Genomic DNA, 17,190 nt, shown 5'->3' on the forward strand with positions numbered 1-17,190 from the left:
GGGCACAGGATAGCGGCGGCCGCTGGGCACGGGCTCAGGCCCGCTGGGCCTGACGGTCCTCGGAGGCCTGCCCGGACACCCGCCGCCGTGCGCGCCCCGGCCCGCTCCCGAGGGACAGGGTCGCGAGCAGCCCCACGGCCAGGAAGCTCGCCGCCGAGAAGGCGGCGTACCGGGTGCCTTCGGAGAACGCCGCCTTCGCGTCCGCGGCTGCGGGCGCCGTGGCCGGCGAGCCCGCGAGCCCGGCGATGGCCGCCCCCGAGCTGTCGACGACGGCGGAGACGATGGACTCGCGCTGGGCGGCGGGCACGCCGCGGCCGTCCAGCGAGCCGCCCAGAAGGCCCCCGGCCGAGGAGAACAGGACCGTGCCGAGCACGGCGATGCCCAGCGCCGACCCGATCTGCCGCGCGGTGCTCTGCGTGCCGGAGGCCTGCCCGCTCAGGGTGACGGGGACGTCCTTGAGGACCACCCCGGTGAGCTGCGCCGTCGCTAGCCCCACCCCGAAGCCGTAGACGAACAGGAACGGGACCAGCAGGCCCCACGGGGTGTCGGGCCCGATGACCGCCCCGAGCCCCGCCACGCCGGCGATCTCGGCCACGAGGCCCGCCCGGACGATCACGACCGGGGAGGCGCGGTGGCTGAGCGCCCCGGCGAGCCCGCTCGCCGCGAACGAGCCGATGGCGAGGGCCAGCAGGATCAGTCCAGTGTCGAGGGCGCTGAAGCCGAGGACGTTCTGGAGCCAGATCGGCAGCGCGAGGATGATGCCGAACTCGCCGAGCGAGACGATGAGTGCGGCGAGGTTGCCGTTGCGGAACGAGGGGATGCGCAGGAGCTCGACCGAGAACATGCTGGCCAGCCCCCGGCGCTCCCGGCGGACCGCCCAGAGTGCGCAGGCCGCGATGCCGAGGAGGGCGAGGCCGAACACGAACGGGATCGGCGAGACCGGCCCGGGCCACTCCCAGGATCCGATCCTCGGGCGGTGGTCCACCGTCCACCAGCCGTAGGTGCGGCCTTCGATGAGCGCAAAGACGAGGGACGCCGAGGCGACGACGGACAGGATGGCGCCGACCGGGTCGAGGGGCCGGCGGGCGCCATCCCTCGACTCGGCGACCGCAACCAGGGCGCCGGCCACGATCACCGCCGCGACCGGGATGTTGATCCCGAAGGCCCAGCGCCACGAGAACGAGGTGGTCAGCCATCCGCCGAGGAGGGGGCCCACGGCGGACATGCCGCCGATCGTCGAGCCCCAGACCGCGAACGCGATCGCCCGCTCCGAGCCCCTGAACCCCGCGTTGATGAGCGAGAGCGTCGAGGGGAGCACCATCGCGCCGCCCACGCCCTGGACGAGCCGGGAGCCGATGAGGATGCCGCCGGTGGGGGCGAAGGCCGCGGCCACGGAGGACAGCGCGAAGGCGACGACCCCGAGCAGCAGCAGGCGCCGCCGGCCGAAGCGCCCGCCGAGCGTGCCGAAGACCAGCAGCAGGGCCGCGAACACGAGGGTGTAGGACTCCTGGATCCACTGCACGCCGGTCGAGTCGACCCCGAGGTCCTTCACGATCGAGGGGATCGCGACGTTGACGATCGTCGAGTCCACGATGATGAGCGAGACGGCGAGGCTGATGACCACGAGGCCGACCCATCGCCGTCGTCCTCCTGCGGGGCTGTCCGGACCGGGCGACGATGGGTGGGGGCGGTGCTGGGACGCCATGACCGAGCCTCCGGGGAACCGAGCCGATAATTTCTCGATGATCTTACTTCTCGATCTTCGAGACATCAACCCTGCGCGGGTCTGAATGCGGCGGCCGGCGGACTGCTGGCTACGATGGCGCCATGGAACTGCGCCCCGGGCTGCACCGGATCGGCAATGACATGGTCGCGGCCTATCTCGTGGTCGACGGCTCGGGCATCACGGTGATCGACGCCGGCTTGCCGGGGCACTGGCGCGACCTCGAGCAGGAACTCGCGGCCCTCGGCCGCTCCGTGGAGGACATCCGGGCGGTGCTCCTGACCCATGGCGATCCGGACCACCTCGGCTTCGCGGAGCGCCTGCGCCGCGACCACGGGGTCCCCGTCTACGTGCATGGGGCGGACAGCGCGCGGGCACGCGGCCAGGGGTCGACGAATCCTGGCTGGGGGCCGATGCGGCTGGGACCCGTGGCGAAGTTCCTGGCCTACGCGGTCGGCAAGGGCGCGCTGCGGCCGGTCCACGTGGCGGAGGTGCGTGAGTTCGAGGACGGCGAGGTCCTGGACCTCCCCGGCGCGCCGCGGATCATCGCCCTGCCCGGCCACTCCCCCGGCAGCGTCGCGGTCCACGTCCCTGCCGCGGAGGCCGTGCTCGTCGGGGACGCGCTCACCACGCGCCACGTCCTCACGGGACAGGAGGGGCCACAGCCCGCCCCGTTCACCGACGATCCCGCCCAGGCCCTGAGATCCCTGGAAAGACTGCGGCCCACGGGGGCGCGATGGGTGCTCCCCGGGCACGGGACGCCGTGGCGGGGCGGCGTCGACGCGGCGGTCGACGCCGTCGAACGGGCAGCGGCCGACGCCGGCCGGTCACCACGGCGGCGCGGGCTCCGCTAGGCGTTGCCCGCGCCGCCTCGGTGGCGGGTCAGCGGCAGCGGGTCAGCGGCCCTTCTCCTCGAGCTTGAGGGCGATCCCGATCGTGAAGAACGTGGGCGCCCAGTGGCCCACGAAGATCCCCCAGCGGTCGGACTGGGCGCGGTCGTGGCGCGGGTTCATGCGGCTCACAAGCCAGGAGACGAAGGAGAATCCGATGGATCCGAAGCCGGCCATGTAGGCGTATTCGCTCCTGACCCCCATTTCGTGCAGCTTCTCGAGCATGACAGCAACCTCCTGGTGGGGCGGTGATATGTTCCGGACGCAGTGAGGTTGCCCACTGATCAGGGGGTTGAACCCGATCCGGGGCGCCTGATCCGCAGGCGCACCGTGGGCGGGCTGCCCGATGCGATATGTTGTACATGTCCATCTGTGGGAGCTGGGGTCCCACCGGTGGGCTGCCTGTCCACGCGCGGCCGCCCCGGGTGCAAGCCCGGGCGCGGCCGCCGAGGACATCGGCCGGCCGCGGCCGAGTGAGCCGCGGACATCGTGATCAGGGGGACAAGATGGACTCGTCAGCGAGCGGCGCCTACACGGAGCGGCGCGGGAGCATTGAGTCTGCCCGCCTGCGCGCGGCCCTGGACCGCGAGGCGGCCCGCCGTTCGGTCCGGCATTCCGAAGGACCGTTCGCCGCTGAGGCGCCCCTCCTGGCCGGCACCCCAGATCTTGCGGCGGTGCGGCAGCGTGCGTGGCTGATCCCGAAGGGCCCCTTCGTGGCCGTGGGCCGGCTCGCCCTCGCCCTCGCGGGGATCTCCGGACTCGTCCTGCTCGGGCTGCTGCTGGCCGCGGCCGTCGCCATGGTGCAGCTCCACTTCCAGGGGCACTGACAGCACGGCTGCGCCTCGACGCCTGCGCCGTTCCATCCCCCGGTCCGGCTCGCGTCGGGGTCTAGCCCTGCGGTCCGATGATCTTCACAGTGCCGCCGGATGAGATGGCGATCCTGCCATGCTCGAAGTCCTGCACCGTCGCGCCGCCGGCCCCTGCGTAGGGATCGCTCGTCGGATAGCCCAGCGGGCCGCGCTCGAAGTCGGTCGCGCCCCAAGCTGCGCGGAGCGGCCCTGAGCTCACGCGGACGCCGGTGGAAGGCGATGAAATGAGGAGCCCCTTCTGGAAGCTCTGGTAGGCGCCTCCCCTGACGAGCCCGGCGACCCTGTCTCCGACCGGGAATCCGACAGCTGCGAACCCTCCCCCGGCAGTCAGGGCGGCCCCGAAGTCTCCGAGGACTGCATGAGCGCCGGTGGCCGGCGACCAGTAGATCGCCCCACCTTGATAGCGCTGGAAGACCCCGTTGCCCGTGCGCAGCTCATCGCTGGTGGGATAGCCGAGGGCTCCGGCCTCGTAGCCCGTGCTCGCCCAGACGCTGCGGATAGCACCGAGAGACAGGTGGGCTCCGCTGGCCGGTGACCAGTAGACGGCACCGTTCTGGAAGAGTTGATAGGCGCCCCCGTCCCGGAGGCCTCCGGCCTCGTCGCTGACGGCGTAGCCGAGCGGGCCACCTTCGAAGCCGGCAGAGGCGTAGGCGGAACGGATCGCGCCCCGGGTGGCGTGAGCGCCCACTCCGGGCGCCCAGACGATCGCTCCGCCCTGGTACAGCTGGTAGACGCCGCCGCGGCGCAGTCCGCCGACTTCCTCGGAGACGGGGTAGCCAAGGGGGCCGTCCTCGAAGCCGCTGCGCGCCCACGCTGAGCGGATCGCGCCCTGGGAGACGTGGGCGCCGGCCTTTGGCGACCAGTTGATGGCGCCGTTCCGGAAGAGCTGGTAGGCGCCTCCGTCCCGGCGTCCGCCGACCTCGTTCGAGGCGGGTGCGCCGAGCGGTCCGAAGTTGCCCCCGGTGCTGCCGTACCTGGCGGTGATCGCGCCGAACGGGTTGGACGAATAGGGGGTGAACACATCGTCGACCGCCCCCATGATGATCCTGTCGCCCGGGCGGTTGGTCTGCAGCAGGCGGGTCACCGTCGGCAGGGAGGTGGAGACGCAGCCTGCAGAGGGGACACGGCCTGCATGGAAGAAGATGGCGAAGGATGCCCCCTGGACGGTCGGCATGTCGGGGAGGCGGTTGTAGTTGATGACCGCTGCCTGCTCGTAGTAGCCCTGATTCATGTAGTACCAGAGGTTCTCGTCGGACTCCCCGCCCGCACCCTCGAAGTACTGGTTGTAGGTGCTGCCCCGCTCGCCGCCCCACCGGGAGTTGGGGGTCACCGTGTGGTACCGGAGGGCCGTCCCGGGGTTTCGACGGCCCAGCGCCTCGGTAATGCTGAACGAGCCGCTCGGAGACTTCCACGTGTCCTCCCACGTGCCGCCCGCAGCGAAGCCCTTCTGGCCGACGTAGCCCCAGTCCTGCCACTCCTGGGCGTAGCCGGCGCCGGATCTCACGCACCCGGTGATCGTGACGGCATTCGAGCCCCTGTCCGCTGCTGTGGCGAAGGTGACGCGGTGGGCGCCGGAGGCGGAGAAGCGCACCTGGCCCGCGCTGAGCCGCGCGCAGGGGTTGTACACCTGAGGCGAGGCCTCGGCGTCGGGAGCGAACCCGACGAGGGAGGCGGCGACGAGCGCAGCGGCGCCGAGCAGGCGCAGCGATGCCCTCAGATCAGGCTTCATGGATTCTCCAGCGGTGGGGACGGACTCCGGGCGTGGTTCAGGCGCCGTCGGAGCCCCCTTCTCCACGGGAGCAGCATATGCGCCGCGGGCGCACGCTACCGTGAGGCTGGCGGCCAAGGCCGGTTCAGATGTCGGTCCGGTCCCTTCCGAGGGTCCACACATTGGCGTCCTCGACGCGCTCGTAGCGGACCTCGGTCATCAGTTGCCTGAGCATGGCCAGTCCGCGGCCAGCGTCCGGCGGTGTGCCCGGCTCGTGCCGGAGCGACGGCGTCGGCTCGGCGCCCACCTCCCGCAGTTCCGCCTCGAGCCTCCGATAGGTGGGGCGGAGCTCGATCTCCAGGAGCAAGGTCTCCCCGGCCTCGGCCACGGCGTGGCGGATCGAATTGGAGACGGCCTCGATGACAGCGATCTCGAATGCCGTCCGGTCAGCAAGGCCGGCCCAGGGGTCGTCGTGCCACAGGCGCTCGAGGAGGCCCTCCACCCTCGTGAGGAACGCGTCGCTCCGCTTTCCGCTTGCTCTGAGCACCACTGCCGCGCCGGACACGGGACCGTCCCTTCGATGGAGTTATAGGGTTCAAGGAGCTGTTACCCGCGGACTGCGGGGCTCAATCGGACCCGCTGCGACCGCTTCCTCAGGCGGGCGAGGACCAGCCGCGTCGCGCCTACATGTCCCGGTAGCGCTTCGCAGCGGCGAGGGCCTGAGTGAGGCCAGCTCGGTCGAGCCGGGGCCCGTATCCCGGGGTGTCACGCTGGATGCGCCAGCCCTCGGCGAGCGGCCCGGCGTCGACCACGTCGAACCCGAACTCGTCGATCAGGGCGGCCACCTGTGCCTTCGCGCTGTCGTCGTCTCCGGCGATGGCCAGGGCGCGGCGGTCCGACGAGCCTGCCGGCAGCGGATCGGTGGTGAGGTCGCGGGCGTAGATGTGGTTGAACGCCTTCACCACGTGGGAGGTCGGCAGGTGCGCCTGGAGCAGCTCGGCGGTCGTCGTCTCCTCGGCGTCGAGCGCGGGGATGGAGCCGTCCCGCTGAGGGTAGTAGTTGTCGGTGTCGATCACGGTCTTCCCTGCCAGTTCCTCGACCGGGACCTGGTCGATGTTCTTGAGCGGGATCGTGACGACGGCGAGGTCCGCGGCGTCGGCCGCCTCGCGGGCGGTCGCGGCGCGTGCGTGCGTGCCGAGCTCGGCGACGAGGCCCGACAGGGTCTCGGGGCCACGCGAGTTGCTCACCACCACGTCATAGCCGGACCGCACGGCGAGGCGTGCGAGCTGGGAGCCGATGTGTCCACTGCCGATGAAGCCGATCGTTGTCATGTGGGGTGCAACCACGGCCTGCGCCCAGTATTCCCGGCTTCCTCCAGACGTCCCGAGGGCATGGCGGCGTGCTGGCTGCGGCGCTAGATTGGACGCCGGAGCGCCACGGAGGCGCGCCGGGGCCGCCGCGTCGCGCGGATCAGACATCAAGGACCGCCCTTCGAGAAGAGGCCCGTGCATGAGCGATGAGGACCGCCGGCGAGAGCTCGGCAGCAACGATGCCCCGGTCGAGGAGGAGATCGAGGAGTCCTTCGACCGGATCGTCGGAGAAGGGGCGCAGCGCCTGCACCGCACCTGGCGCTCGGTGCTGATCACCGGTTTCTTCGGGGGCGTCGACGTCGGGCTCGGCGTGATGGCCTATCTGGCCGTCGAGCACTCCACCGGGAGCAGGCTGCTGGCCGGGCTCGCCTTCGGCGTCGGGTTCATCGCCCTCCTGCTGGCCAAGAGCGAGCTGTTCACCGAGGGCTTCCTCGTGCCCATCGCAGCGGTGGCCGCGCGGCAGGCCCGGCTCGGACAGCTCATCAAGCTGTGGACGGGGACGCTGACCGCGAACCTCGTGGGCGGATGGTGCTTCATGTGGCTCGTCATGAAGGCCTTTCCCGAGTGGGCCCCGACCGTCATCGACTCCGGCCGCCATTTCGCCGAGGCGCCCCCGAACCTCCAGTCATTCTGCCTGGCGACCCTCGGCGGCAGCACCATCACGCTCATGACCCGCATGCAGCAGGGCACCGAGTCGGTGCCGGGGAAGATCGCAGCGGCCGTCGCCGGCGGATTCCTGCTGTCCGGCCTGCCGCTGTTCCACTCGGTGCTCGATTCCCTGCTGATCTTCGGCGCACTCCACTCCGGCGCGCCGTTCGGCTATGGCCAGTGGCTGGGCTGGTTCGCCTACACGGCCGCCTTCAACGTCCTCGGTGGCCTGCTGCTGGTGACCGCGCTGCGGCTGCTCCGCAGCAAGGAGCTCATCAGCGAGCGCCGGGCCCGCGGCTGAGCGCCCGCGGGCCCCGCTGCCCCGGGTCCCGGCCCGCGCGACGGTCGGTCCCACCGCGCCGTGCTTTCCCGGGGCCGCACCCCAGGCACTTTCCCGGGCCGTACCTCGGCGCGCACGCCGTGGTGTACGGTTGCTGCTCGCACTCCCGCCAGCCGAAAGGAAGGCCAGGCCTGTGGCCGCCGACTACGACGAACTGCGCTCCGACGTCAAGGAATCCCAGAACGACTCGCTCGAGGCCGTGAAATCGGCCAGCGCACCAGACCCGCAGAGCGTCGTGCGCGAGCTCGACGGAGACGACAGCGGGGAGAGCGGCGAGCTCCCGGGCGGGGAGATCCTCACCGATGAACTCACCGTGCACGTCGTCCCGCAGGGCGACGACGAGTTCGTCTGCCAGTCCTGTTTCCTGGTCCGCCACCGCTCCCAGAAGGCCGTGGAGAAGGACGGGGCGGCCTACTGCCGGGACTGCGAGGGCTGAGCAGGAGCTCGTCCGGCGGCCAGGCCCGATCGACGGTAGGGTGGCTTCTCGAGGCGGGGCACCGGGCCCGGCCAGCTACCTGTAGGGACCAGATTGAAGAAGACCGCCGTCCTCGTGCCCGCCCTGCTCACAGCCGCCGCCCTCGGCCTGTCCGGCTGCTCGGCCCAGCTGTCCACGAAGGATTCCTGCGCCCAGTTCCTGTCGATTGAGAAGAACGTCTCGACTCTTGGAGGCAGCCCCAGCCCGACCCAGGTGAGCGGCGTCGCCAGCCAGATGGGCACCCTCGCCCAGAAGGCCTCCGACGATGTGAAGAAGGACATCGCTGCTCTCGCCGACGGGCTCGAGGGCTACGCGAACGGGGACAAGTCGGCACTCAGCACCTCCAAGGTCAGCGGCGCCGTCACGCACCTCCAGAGCGTCTGCGGTGCCGGCAACTGACCTGCCGGCAAGGACCTGCCTGACAACGCAGGGCCCCGGACTCCAGGGGAGTCCGGGGCCCTGCGTCGTTGCGCCTCGTGCCTAGGGCGTCGGCGCAGCCGTTCCCTTCGGAGTCGCCGACGGGCTCGGGGCTGCTGCCCCGGTGGGACCTGCGCTGGCTGACGCGCTCGGGGCCGGGGTGGACAGCGGGCTCGCCGTCCCGGTGGCGGACGGGCTGGGAGTCGCCGCGGGGGCCGGCGCCGTCGTGGTGGTCGGAGCCGGGGTACTCGAGGCCGATGCGCTCGGGGTCGGGGCCGGCGCCCCAGCGGCCGTCACCGTGGTCCCGGACGTGGGGCTCCACACGATCCTGCCGCCCTGGTAGTCCTGGGCAACTCCGCCCGCAACGGCGTACTCACCGCTGGTGGGGTAGCCGAGCCGGCCATCCTGGGCACCGAGGGACAGCCACGCTGAGCGGATCGCACCCTTGGACTCGAACGCCCCGGTGGCCGGAGACCACACGATGGCCCCGCTCTGATAGGACTGTGCCACGCCCCCTCCGGTGAGGCCGGGCACCTCATCGCTCGTGGGATAGCCCATGGCCCCGTTCTCGTACCCGAGCTGCGCGTACCGGGAGCGGATCGCCCCGGTGGACTGATGGGCCCCGGTGGCCGGGGACCAGACGAGGGCTCCGCCTTGGTACATCTGGTACACGCCCCCGCTCTTGAGGCCGGGCACCTCGCCGGTGGTGGGGTAGCCCATGGTGCCGTCCTGGGTGCCGAGGGACTGCCATTCCCCGCGGATTGCGCCGGTGGACTCGTGTGCGCCGGTGGCCGGCGACCAGACGATCGCGCCGCCCTGGTAGGCCTGGCTGACGCCGCCGGCCTTGAGGCCTGACGTCTCGCTGCTGGTCGGGTAGCCCATCTTCCCGTTCTCGGACGCCAGGGACTGCCAGTCGCTGCGGATGGCACCCCTGGACTCGAAGGCGCCTGTCGCCGGGGACCAGACGATGGCCCCGCCCTGGTACATCTGGAAGACGCCGCCGCTCTTCAGGCCCGCCGTCTCCCCGCTCGTGGGGTAGCCCATGATCCCGTTCTCGAACCCGAGCTGCGAGTACCGGCCGCGGATCGCTCCGGTGGACTCGTGGGCACCCGTGGCCGGGGACCAGACGATGGCCCCGCCCTCGTACATCTGGTAGACGCCACCATTCTTGAGGCCGCCCACCTCGTCGGTGGTGGGGTAGCCCATGCGGCCGTTCTCGAACCCGAGTGCCTGCCAGACAGACCGGATGGCTCCGTGGGAGACCATGGCACCGTTGGCGGGGGTCCAGATGACCGCGCCGCCCTGGTACATGTGGTACCAGCCGCCGTCCCGGGAGATCCCGTAGCCCCCGAATCCGGAGCCGAGGCCGAACTGGGCGGCCTTGGCGTCCATGAGGTCGGCGACGCCGGGCGGCGGGACGTTGCCGCCAGTGACCGTCACGGTCGCGGACGCAGCCGAGACGGAGTTGACGGTGACCCGGGTCCCGCCGGCCGTGGTGAAGGTCTGGCCGGGCTGCCACGCCAGATTGGACGCGTAGTACCCGAGGAACGGCATGGTGCTCGGGGCGAGGAGCAGCGACTCGCTGGAGTTCAGGCCGCCCTTGATGATCTCCACGCCCTGGTTTCCGCCCACGGCCGTCGGAGCGTCGTATCCGACCGGAGCCTTGTACTGGAGGTAGTACCACTCCCCCGTCAAAGGGTCCTGGAACTTCGCCGCCCGCGCTGCACCGCTCCCGGCCCAGGGGGTGAGGGTGAGCGTCATCGGAGCCCCCGCGGTGCCCGCATTGCGGATCTCGTTCCCGGTGCCGAAGCCGCCGTACTCGTACAGGTAGGAGTTCAGCTGCGGCTCGCTGTACTGGGAGACGCCCATGAGGTCGGTGCGGTCTCCGTAGAAGCGCGTGGTGCAGGCTGCGTCCGTGAAGTCCGTGCCGGCAAGGGTCGAATCGGCTGCCCCGTCCGTGCACTGCAGGGCGTTGGCGTGACCGAGTCCGAGGACGTGGCCGAATTCGTGGGCGGTGACCGGGGACGTGAAGTTGGACGGGCTCGGAAGCAGGACGAGGCCGCTGGTCTGGCCCGTTTCAGCCCCGGCGCCGAGGTTCCCGGTGGTCCCGTACACGATCACGTCGGTGCGGGGCACGGCGAGGACCAGGACGTTGGACGTGCTCGGCGTCCATCCGATCTCCTGGGCAACGGTGTTCATGATGACGGTGAAGTCGTCGCTCGAGGAGGCCGCGGTCTTGAATCCGGCCATGACCTTGTCGACGCGCATGCTGATGCGGCCGGCGGACATGGTGGACCAGTAGGCACTTGCCGAGGAGACGGCGCTCTTGTAGGCGTTGACGTCGAGCGCGGCGGCGTCGGCAGCGGTCTTGTCGCTCGTCTGCAGGGTGACGATGGTGACCGAGAGCTGCGCGGTCCGCTGCGGGAGGACCGTCGGGGCGACGGCGGGCAGCGGAGCGGCCTCCGCGGGCGCCAGGCCCTGGCCCTGGCCCTCCACGACGGGGACTACGGCAACCGCGAGCGCGACGGCGGCCGACGCGAGGGCGCGGGTCCCCGCACCGCCGCCGGTTCGTCGGTGGCGGCGTTTCTTGGCGGACTGGGCACGGTGATGAGGGGCGCGTGGGCGCATGGGGGCCTCCAAAGGCGGGATCGCTGCGGTTCGATCCTAGGGGAGGTTGGACCTGTCCAACGCGGAACCCGCGCAATCCTCGGCTGACCTTTGGACAATCGTTGGCTGGCGCTTGGGCCACGGCCGGTCGGCGGTTGGAATCGGGACGCGCCGACCAGTGCCGGGGACCGCTGCTCAGTACCCGTCGGGGAAGCTGTAGGAGCTGGGGATGGTGGCGGGCGGGGCGCCGTGCACCAGCAGCACTTCGTCGTGGGCCTTCAGGGTGATGTCCCGGGGGTTGCCGGACTGCTTCGCTCCGTTGACGTAGGCCTGCCAGTCGGCCGCGCTCGAATGCGCACTGCCCGGGGCGCCTTCGGAGCCGTCCAGGACGCCCCACTCGGTGAGCACCTGTCCGAGGGTGTAGGTGGCGCCGGCGGTGGGCGCCTCGATGTGGATGATGCCGGACGGGTCATGGGTATGCAGCGCGGAGATGCCGTTGGGCTGTCCGTCTGCCCCGAAGCTGAAGCCGATGTCTGCCGGCACCGGGACGGGGTGGCCGTCCGAGATGACGTCGAGGTGCGCGTGGTAGTGCTCGGCGCTGCCCTCTTCGGAGAGGACCTGGAGCCCCGCGGCCTTGATTCCTGCTGCCCCGTTGGCGGGCACCAGCTGCCAGCCGGAGCTGGCACCGGTGGCCTGCGCCTCGCCCGGAGCGGTCGTCGAGGCCGACGCCGAGGGGGATGTCGCAGCCGACGCCGTCGCCGGCGTGTTCGGGGCTGCAGCCGAGCAGCCTGCCAGGCACAGGGTGATCGCCGCGAGGGCGGCGGGGAATGCGGGCGTGGTCTTCACTGGGCCGTCGCTTTCGTCGGTCGGTCGGGGCCAGTCTAGGGGCGCCTCCCCTGCGGACGCTGGCAGCCCTCCCCCTTGGCCTGGCTCCGGGTCGCCCGCAGTTCATGAAGCCTCAATGCTCCCGTCACTTCGAGGGGGAAGGCTACCTCAGGGGACGCCACCACCGTGTACTAGGAGCAGTTCATGACACACCTGAACCGTAGACGTTTCCTCCAGCTCTCGGCCGCGATGGCCGCGGGCACCGCCGTGTCCCAGATGCTCGGCCAGAGCATCGCCCGCGCCGCGGCGATCCCCGCGAACCGGGCCACCGGTTCCATCAAGGACGTCGAGCACGTGATCGTGTTCATGCAGGAGAACCGGGCCTTCGACCACTACTTCGGCACGCTCAAGGGCGTGCGCGGGTTCTCGGACCCCCACCCGGCGATCCTCCCGAGCGGGAAGGACTCCTTCCACCAGGCCAACGCCACGCGCGAGATCACGCCCTTCCACCCGAGCGCCCCCAACCTCGGCCTCCAGTTCGTGGAAGACCTCGACCACTCGTGGAAGATGACCCACGAGGCGTTCAACGGCGGGAAGTACGACAAGTGGCTCCCGGCCAAGTCGGACGCGACCATGGCCTTCTACGAGCGCGGCGACATCCCGTTCCACTTCGCCCTCGCCGATGCGTTCACGGTCTGCGACCAGTACCACTGTTCGGTCCTGGGGCCCACGGACCCGAACCGCTACTTCATGTTCGCCGGCGGCGACGACCCGGCGGGGAAGGGCGACGGCTCCGGCACGGGTGGCGGTCCCGACCTATGGAACGCCGAGACGGGCTACACGTGGAGCACCTATCCCGAGGAGCTCGAGAAGGCCGGGGTGAGCTGGAAGGCCTACCAGGACATCGGGCAGGGCCTCGACCCTGCGCACTACGAGGGCTGGACCGGCAACCCGTATGTCGGCAACTACGGCGACAACTCGCTGCTGTACTTCCAGCAGTACCAGAACGCGAAGCCCGGGACACCGCTCTACGACAGGGCCCGCACCGGCACCGACGTCCTCGGCGGCCACGACGACCTCTTCCGCATCTTCCGTGACGATGTCGCGAAGGGCACGCTCCCCCAGGTCTCCTATATCGTCGCCCCCGAGGCGTACACCGAGCACTCGAACTGGCCGGCCGACTACGGCGCCTGGTACACCGCCAGCATCCTCGACATCCTCACCTCGAACCCCGACGTGTGGAGCAAGACCGCGGTGTTCTTCATGTACGACGAGAACGACGGCTTCTACGACCACATCGTCCCGCCGCACCCCAACACCCCCCAGATCCCCGGCGCCTCGACGGTCCCCACTGACGGCGAGTGGTACGACGGCCGCATGACGTACTCCGGCAAGGCTGATGTCCCCGGCCACTTCGGACTGGGCGTGCGCGTGCCCATGATCGTGGTCTCGCCGTGGAGCATGGGCGGCTGGGTCTGCTCGGAGACATTCGACCACACCTCGATCGTGCGCTTCCTCGAGGCCCGATTCGGGGTGAAGTCGCCCAACATCACCCCGTGGCGGCGGGCGGTCTGCGGCGACCTCACGAGCGCCTTCGACTTCTCGGCGAGCGCCGGAACGGCCCCGGCCCTGCCGGACACCGCTTCGTACAAGCCGAGCGACGCCGACATCGCTGCCGCCAAGAAGTACCCCAGCTACGTCCCCGCGCCGCCCGCGGCGAACACCATGCCCAGCCAGGAGAAGGGGACGCGCCCCTCCCGCGCCCTCGGCTACGCGCTCGATCTCGAGGCGACGGTCGACGGCGGGAAGCTCGCCGCCCGCTGGAAGAATTCCGGCACGCTGGGTGCCCATGTCCAGGTCCGGTCGAACCTCCTGCCGGCCGGTCCCTATTCCTACACGATCGGCGCCGGCGGGACGTTGGACGCCGCCTGGCCGCTCGGCACCGAGTACGACGTGCAGCTGCACGGCCCCGCAGGGTGGTACCGCCGCCTCGCGGGCACCACGGCCGCCACGGACATCCGGGTGTCCGTGACCTCGGACGGGGCCGCCGCGCATGCCCGGTTCCGGATCGAGAATGCCGGCTCCGCCAAGGCCGACCTCGTGCTCAAGGACGCCTACGGCAGCGGAGCGCAGCGCCTTTCACTCAACCCCGGACAGGCCAAGACGGTGGTCCTCCCGACGCCTGGAGGCTGGTACGACCTGACTGTCACTTCCGCGGCAGATGCAGCCCTCGTCCGTGTCCTCGCCGGGCGGCTCGAGAACGCGGGCTCCCTCACGAGCGACCCGCAGCTGGGCCGATGACCGGTCCCGGGCGGGGCCCCGCCCGGGACACACCCCGAAAGGACAATGCAATGCTCAATCTGCTCAAGGGCCGCGCAGCAGGCGCTGCCGCGGCGATGGCTGCGGCCGTCGCCCTCACAGGCGCCACTGCGGTCGCTCCCTCGGCTGCGCTGGCCGCTCCCGGCTCCTCTGCTGCCGCAGACGCCCAGGGCGCCATGGGCCCGGACCACGTCTTCGTGATCATGATGGAGAACCACGGCCGCGACCAGATCATCGGCAACACCGCCGACGCGCCGTACATCACCTCGCTTGCCCAGAGGTACAACGTCGCGACCAACTACCACGGCGTGACCCACCCAAGCCTGACCAACTACCTGGCCACGATCTCGGGGGACTTCCAGGGCATCTGGGACGACTGCAGGGCTGGGGCGGACGTCACCTGCGCCCCGGAGGAGTTCGTGCCGGGCTCGGGGGACGCCACCGACACCGCCTCGCTCACCTCCGCGCAGGTGGCGAGCGCCTCCGCGAAGCCCCACATGTTCTCCGGCAAGAACATCGTCGACCAGCTCGAGGACAAGGGGCTCTCGTGGAAGGCCTACATGCAGTCGATGCCGTCTGCCGGCTCCACGGTGGAGTACGCGCCGACCATCGGTTCGACGACGGTCAAGCTCTACGCCGAGAAGCACAACCCGTTCATGTACTTCTCCGACATCGCGGGCAACCCGTCCCGCACGTCGAAGATCGTTCCGCTCGAGCAGAACCTGGCGAGCGACCTCTCCTCGGGGAACGTCCCCAACTTCGTGTGGATCAGCCCCGACCAGTGCCATGACATGCACGGCACCTCGCCGTCGGGAGCCAACCGGATCGGCATGCCGTCGTGCGGCTACCCAGCCTCCGGTCTGGACCACGGCGCGATCAAGCTCGGTGACGACTACGTGAAGCAGCAGGTCACGCAGATCATGGACTCCGCGACGTGGAAGACGACCAACTCGAGCATCGTGCTCGCGTGGGACGAGAACGACTACTCCGGCTACTCGGGCGGCCCGGGAAGCCCCGTCGGCGCGAACGGAGCGGTGCTCGGCGGCGGAGACGCCCCGCTGATCGTGATCAACTCGGCTCAGGGCCCGCACAAGACCACGGACAAAATGTCCGACCACTACACGCTGCTCTCGACGATCGAGCACCTGTGGCACCTCGGCTGCCTTGCCAACACGTGCTCGCCCACCACGTCCGGCACCTTCGAGGAGCTCTTCCGTCCCTGACCGTGGAGCAGCTGCCGTCCTCCCACGGCGGGGTCGAGGCGTCGCCAGAATTTCCGGCGGCGCCTCGATTCCTGTTTGGGCCGGGCCATGGGCGGCGTTCCCCCGCGCGCTGCGGCCCCGGCAGGCGTAGGCTCTCCTCGTTGGGGAGCAGGAGGTGCTCCTGCGTGCCAGAAGGAGCACCCGCCATGAGCCATGACCAGCACTTCTCCCACCAGCCCCCAGGGCCGCAGGCCGGCGCGTGGCCCTCGACCGCCGCTCTCTCCCCGGAGGACGCCGAGAAGTCCAAGCGGTGGCGTGTCATCCTGGGCTCGACCTCGCTGCTCCTGGCGCTCTTCTCCGGCTTCTACGCCTACACGAACATTGCCTCCGTCGTCCGCGCGACGGCGGCCGTGGAGGCCGCCGGCGGCTTCGTGCCCCAGACGGCCATGGCCCTCGCGGTGGCGATCATCGGCGTCTTCTGCTTCCTCGCCCTCGCCTACGCCGGCGTCGGGGCCTGGAACGTGGCGGCCCGCCGCTCCACCTCCAAGGCCCCGCTCATCGCCGCCGTCGTCCTGGCCGCCACGGCGTGCGTCCTCATCGTCTTCTACATGGCGACCCGCGGGACCGGCGGCTTCCAGCTCGGCGGCCTCGCCCTGAACGTCCTCATCCTTGCCCGGGCAGCGACCATCCTGAGGATGAAGAAGTCCCCCGCGCATCCGACCGCGGCGCACTGGACCACCTGACAGGGGAGGACCGCGAGCGGACGTTCTGCAGACCGCTAGCGTTCCGAGGACCAGCCCCGCCCCAGCACACCTTGGAGCGCGCCGGCACGCTGGGCGCTGAGCCTGCCGCGACGGTCAGCGGCCCGTTGTCCATCCAGCCAGGACCCGAGCCTTGCCTCTGACGCGTCGTGCGCGGCGGCCGCCTCCGGCACCCGGTCGCGCTCGCGCATGAAGGCCGAGAGCTCGTTGGTCCGCGCGGCGAAGTCCTGGTCGCCCTGCTGCCGCAGTGCCGGCAGCCCCGTAATGTCCCGGGCGAACCGCGTCTGCAGATCCCTGTCCATGCGACCCCCAATAGCCGAACCTGAGGTGGGAGCCAGCGCCGGAACGGACTCCTGCTGGGGGCCACCTCGGCCCCCGGTGACCGTGACGATAACGCTGGCATAACGCTGCCTACAAGGGCCTTCGGACAGGGCTCAGAACGCCCCCGGCGGCCTTGTCATACGGCCCGCACCTCCGCGGTGCACGTCATCGCGCGGCGGATGGGGCAGGCCTGCCCCTCACCCGGGGGGCTCCATGACAGGCCTCTCACCGGAAATTGTCACGTCGATGGATGAACGGCCGTGGGCCCCGGGCGCCGCGACACAGCGCGATGGTGTACGGTTGCTTCGCTATCCTCCCGTATGAAAGGAACATCAGGCCGGTGGCCGCCGACTACGACGAACTGCGCTCCGACGTCAAGGAATCCCAGAACGAATCGCTCGAGGCGCTCAAATCCGCCAGCGCCCCCGACCCGCGCAGCGTCGTGCGCGAGCTCGACGGGGACGACAGCGGCGAGGACACCGGCCTTCCCGGGGGCGAGTTCGTCAACGACGAGCTCACCGTGCACGTCATCCCCCAGGGCGCGGACGAGTTCGTCTGCCAGTCCTGCTTCCTGGTCCGGCACCGCTCCCAGAGGGCGGTCGAGGTCGACGGCGTCGCCTACTGCCGGGACTGCGAGGGCTAAGCCCCGCCTGGTTTCCCGTTCCGACGCCCCGGGTAATTTCTCCGCTATGCCCCACCCAGAACCAGCCTCGCC

17 protein-coding genes are annotated in these 17,190 nt (G+C 70.6%); 9 read left to right on the plus strand and 8 right to left on the minus strand.

Going from position 1 to position 17,190, the window contains the following annotated elements; translation table 11 throughout:
• Positions 1-34: 34 nt before the first annotated feature.
• Complete coding sequence (locus J2W20_RS16135; protein ID WP_307007850.1) at positions 35-1,705, minus strand: DHA2 family efflux MFS transporter permease subunit; 1,671 nt, start codon at positions 1,703-1,705, stop codon at positions 35-37.
• A 122-nt stretch (positions 1,706-1,827) separates the two neighbouring features.
• Here J2W20_RS16135 and J2W20_RS16140 point away from each other — a divergent pair, with 122 nt between their 5' ends.
• Positions 1,828-2,577: an MBL fold metallo-hydrolase gene (locus tag J2W20_RS16140; protein ID WP_307007851.1), complete on the plus strand. Its 750-nt coding sequence runs from the start codon at positions 1,828-1,830 to the stop codon at positions 2,575-2,577.
• Between the two features lie 42 nt (positions 2,578-2,619).
• Here the strand turns inward: J2W20_RS16140 and J2W20_RS16145 are convergent, their stop codons facing one another.
• On the minus strand, positions 2,620-2,838 hold the full coding sequence (locus J2W20_RS16145) for a hypothetical protein (protein WP_307007854.1): 219 nt from the start codon (positions 2,836-2,838) through the stop codon (positions 2,620-2,622).
• Positions 2,839-3,119: 281 nt separating this feature from the next.
• Between J2W20_RS16145 and J2W20_RS16150 the strand changes: the two genes are divergently transcribed.
• Positions 3,120-3,440, plus strand: a complete 321-nt coding sequence (locus J2W20_RS16150; protein WP_307007856.1) for a hypothetical protein — start codon at positions 3,120-3,122, stop codon at positions 3,438-3,440.
• Between the two features lie 61 nt (positions 3,441-3,501).
• Here the strand turns inward: J2W20_RS16150 and J2W20_RS16155 are convergent, their stop codons facing one another.
• The 3 genes from J2W20_RS16155 to J2W20_RS16165 all read right to left on the minus strand — a co-directional run bounded on the left by J2W20_RS16155 (position 3,502) and on the right by J2W20_RS16165 (position 6,521).
• Positions 3,502-5,211 carry a hypothetical protein gene (locus J2W20_RS16155; protein WP_307007857.1) on the minus strand — a complete coding sequence of 570 codons (1,710 nt, stop codon included), beginning with the start codon at positions 5,209-5,211 and terminating at the stop codon, positions 3,502-3,504.
• 124 nt (positions 5,212-5,335) lie between these two features.
• Entirely contained in the window at positions 5,336-5,755 is a 420-nt protein-coding gene (locus tag J2W20_RS16160) for an ATP-binding protein (RefSeq protein ID WP_307007859.1), read from the minus strand.
• 118 nt (positions 5,756-5,873) lie between these two features.
• Positions 5,874-6,521 (minus strand): NADPH-dependent F420 reductase, encoded by a 648-nt coding sequence (locus J2W20_RS16165; protein ID WP_307007860.1) that lies wholly within the window; start codon positions 6,519-6,521, stop codon positions 5,874-5,876.
• 178 nt (positions 6,522-6,699) lie between these two features.
• Here J2W20_RS16165 and J2W20_RS16170 point away from each other — a divergent pair, with 178 nt between their 5' ends.
• The 3 genes from J2W20_RS16170 to J2W20_RS16180 all read left to right on the plus strand — a co-directional run bounded on the left by J2W20_RS16170 (position 6,700) and on the right by J2W20_RS16180 (position 8,422).
• Positions 6,700-7,509, plus strand: coding sequence for a formate/nitrite transporter family protein (locus J2W20_RS16170; RefSeq protein ID WP_307007861.1), 810 nt, complete (start codon positions 6,700-6,702; stop codon positions 7,507-7,509).
• 172 nt (positions 7,510-7,681) lie between these two features.
• Entirely contained in the window at positions 7,682-7,984 is a 303-nt protein-coding gene (locus J2W20_RS16175; RefSeq protein ID WP_307007863.1) for a DUF4193 family protein, read from the plus strand.
• 93 nt (positions 7,985-8,077) lie between these two features.
• Complete coding sequence (locus J2W20_RS16180; RefSeq protein WP_307007864.1) at positions 8,078-8,422, plus strand: hypothetical protein; 345 nt, start codon at positions 8,078-8,080, stop codon at positions 8,420-8,422.
• An 81-nt stretch (positions 8,423-8,503) separates the two neighbouring features.
• On the opposite strand, the gene J2W20_RS16185 is transcribed toward J2W20_RS16180, so the two are convergent.
• Positions 8,504-11,068: a hypothetical protein gene (locus J2W20_RS16185; RefSeq protein ID WP_307007866.1), complete on the minus strand. Its 2,565-nt coding sequence runs from the start codon at positions 11,066-11,068 to the stop codon at positions 8,504-8,506.
• A 174-nt stretch (positions 11,069-11,242) separates the two neighbouring features.
• Positions 11,243-11,893 carry a hypothetical protein gene (locus J2W20_RS16190; protein ID WP_307007868.1) on the minus strand — a complete coding sequence of 217 codons (651 nt, stop codon included), beginning with the start codon at positions 11,891-11,893 and terminating at the stop codon, positions 11,243-11,245.
• A gap of 183 nt (positions 11,894-12,076) precedes the next feature.
• Between J2W20_RS16190 and J2W20_RS16195 the strand changes: the two genes are divergently transcribed.
• The 3 genes from J2W20_RS16195 (at position 12,077) to J2W20_RS16205 (ending at position 16,136) form a co-directional block, all read left to right on the plus strand.
• Positions 12,077-14,173 carry a phosphocholine-specific phospholipase C gene (locus J2W20_RS16195; protein ID WP_307007870.1) on the plus strand — a complete coding sequence of 699 codons (2,097 nt, stop codon included), beginning with the start codon at positions 12,077-12,079 and terminating at the stop codon, positions 14,171-14,173.
• A gap of 50 nt (positions 14,174-14,223) precedes the next feature.
• Positions 14,224-15,414 carry an alkaline phosphatase family protein gene (locus tag J2W20_RS16200; protein WP_307007872.1) on the plus strand — a complete coding sequence of 397 codons (1,191 nt, stop codon included), beginning with the start codon at positions 14,224-14,226 and terminating at the stop codon, positions 15,412-15,414.
• Positions 15,415-15,599: 185 nt separating this feature from the next.
• Positions 15,600-16,136 carry a hypothetical protein gene (locus J2W20_RS16205; protein WP_307007873.1) on the plus strand — a complete coding sequence of 179 codons (537 nt, stop codon included), beginning with the start codon at positions 15,600-15,602 and terminating at the stop codon, positions 16,134-16,136.
• A gap of 35 nt (positions 16,137-16,171) precedes the next feature.
• Here J2W20_RS16205 and J2W20_RS16210 read toward each other — a convergent pair whose 3' ends face one another.
• Positions 16,172-16,456 carry a Helicase associated domain protein gene (locus J2W20_RS16210; protein ID WP_307007874.1) on the minus strand — a complete coding sequence of 95 codons (285 nt, stop codon included), beginning with the start codon at positions 16,454-16,456 and terminating at the stop codon, positions 16,172-16,174.
• 359 nt (positions 16,457-16,815) lie between these two features.
• Between J2W20_RS16210 and J2W20_RS16215 the strand changes: the two genes are divergently transcribed.
• Entirely contained in the window at positions 16,816-17,118 is a 303-nt protein-coding gene (locus tag J2W20_RS16215; protein ID WP_307007875.1) for a DUF4193 family protein, read from the plus strand.
• Positions 17,119-17,190: the final 72 nt, after the last annotated feature.

This window comes from Sinomonas atrocyanea (assembly GCF_030812675.1).
Taxonomy (GTDB): domain Bacteria; phylum Actinomycetota; class Actinomycetes; order Actinomycetales; family Micrococcaceae; genus Sinomonas; species Sinomonas atrocyanea_B.

Coding starts and splice junctions, on each gene's coding strand:
- J2W20_RS16185 (WP_307007866.1), bottom strand. CDS start 11,068: ATGCGCCCACGCGCCCCTCATCACCGTGCCCAGTCCGCCAAGAAACGC.
- J2W20_RS16140 (WP_307007851.1), top strand. CDS start 1,828: ATGGAACTGCGCCCCGGGCTGCACCGGATCGGCAATGACATGGTCGCG.
- J2W20_RS16210 (WP_307007874.1), bottom strand. CDS start 16,456: ATGGACAGGGATCTGCAGACGCGGTTCGCCCGGGACATTACGGGGCTG.
- J2W20_RS16200 (WP_307007872.1), top strand. CDS start 14,224: ATGCTCAATCTGCTCAAGGGCCGCGCAGCAGGCGCTGCCGCGGCGATG.
- J2W20_RS16135 (WP_307007850.1), bottom strand. CDS start 1,705: ATGGCGTCCCAGCACCGCCCCCACCCATCGTCGCCCGGTCCGGACAGC.
- J2W20_RS16165 (WP_307007860.1), bottom strand. CDS start 6,521: ATGACAACGATCGGCTTCATCGGCAGTGGACACATCGGCTCCCAGCTC.
- J2W20_RS16205 (WP_307007873.1), top strand. CDS start 15,600: ATGAGCCATGACCAGCACTTCTCCCACCAGCCCCCAGGGCCGCAGGCC.
- J2W20_RS16195 (WP_307007870.1), top strand. CDS start 12,077: ATGACACACCTGAACCGTAGACGTTTCCTCCAGCTCTCGGCCGCGATG.
- J2W20_RS16170 (WP_307007861.1), top strand. CDS start 6,700: ATGAGCGATGAGGACCGCCGGCGAGAGCTCGGCAGCAACGATGCCCCG.
- J2W20_RS16150 (WP_307007856.1), top strand. CDS start 3,120: ATGGACTCGTCAGCGAGCGGCGCCTACACGGAGCGGCGCGGGAGCATT.
- J2W20_RS16145 (WP_307007854.1), bottom strand. CDS start 2,838: ATGCTCGAGAAGCTGCACGAAATGGGGGTCAGGAGCGAATACGCCTAC.
- J2W20_RS16155 (WP_307007857.1), bottom strand. CDS start 5,211: ATGAAGCCTGATCTGAGGGCATCGCTGCGCCTGCTCGGCGCCGCTGCG.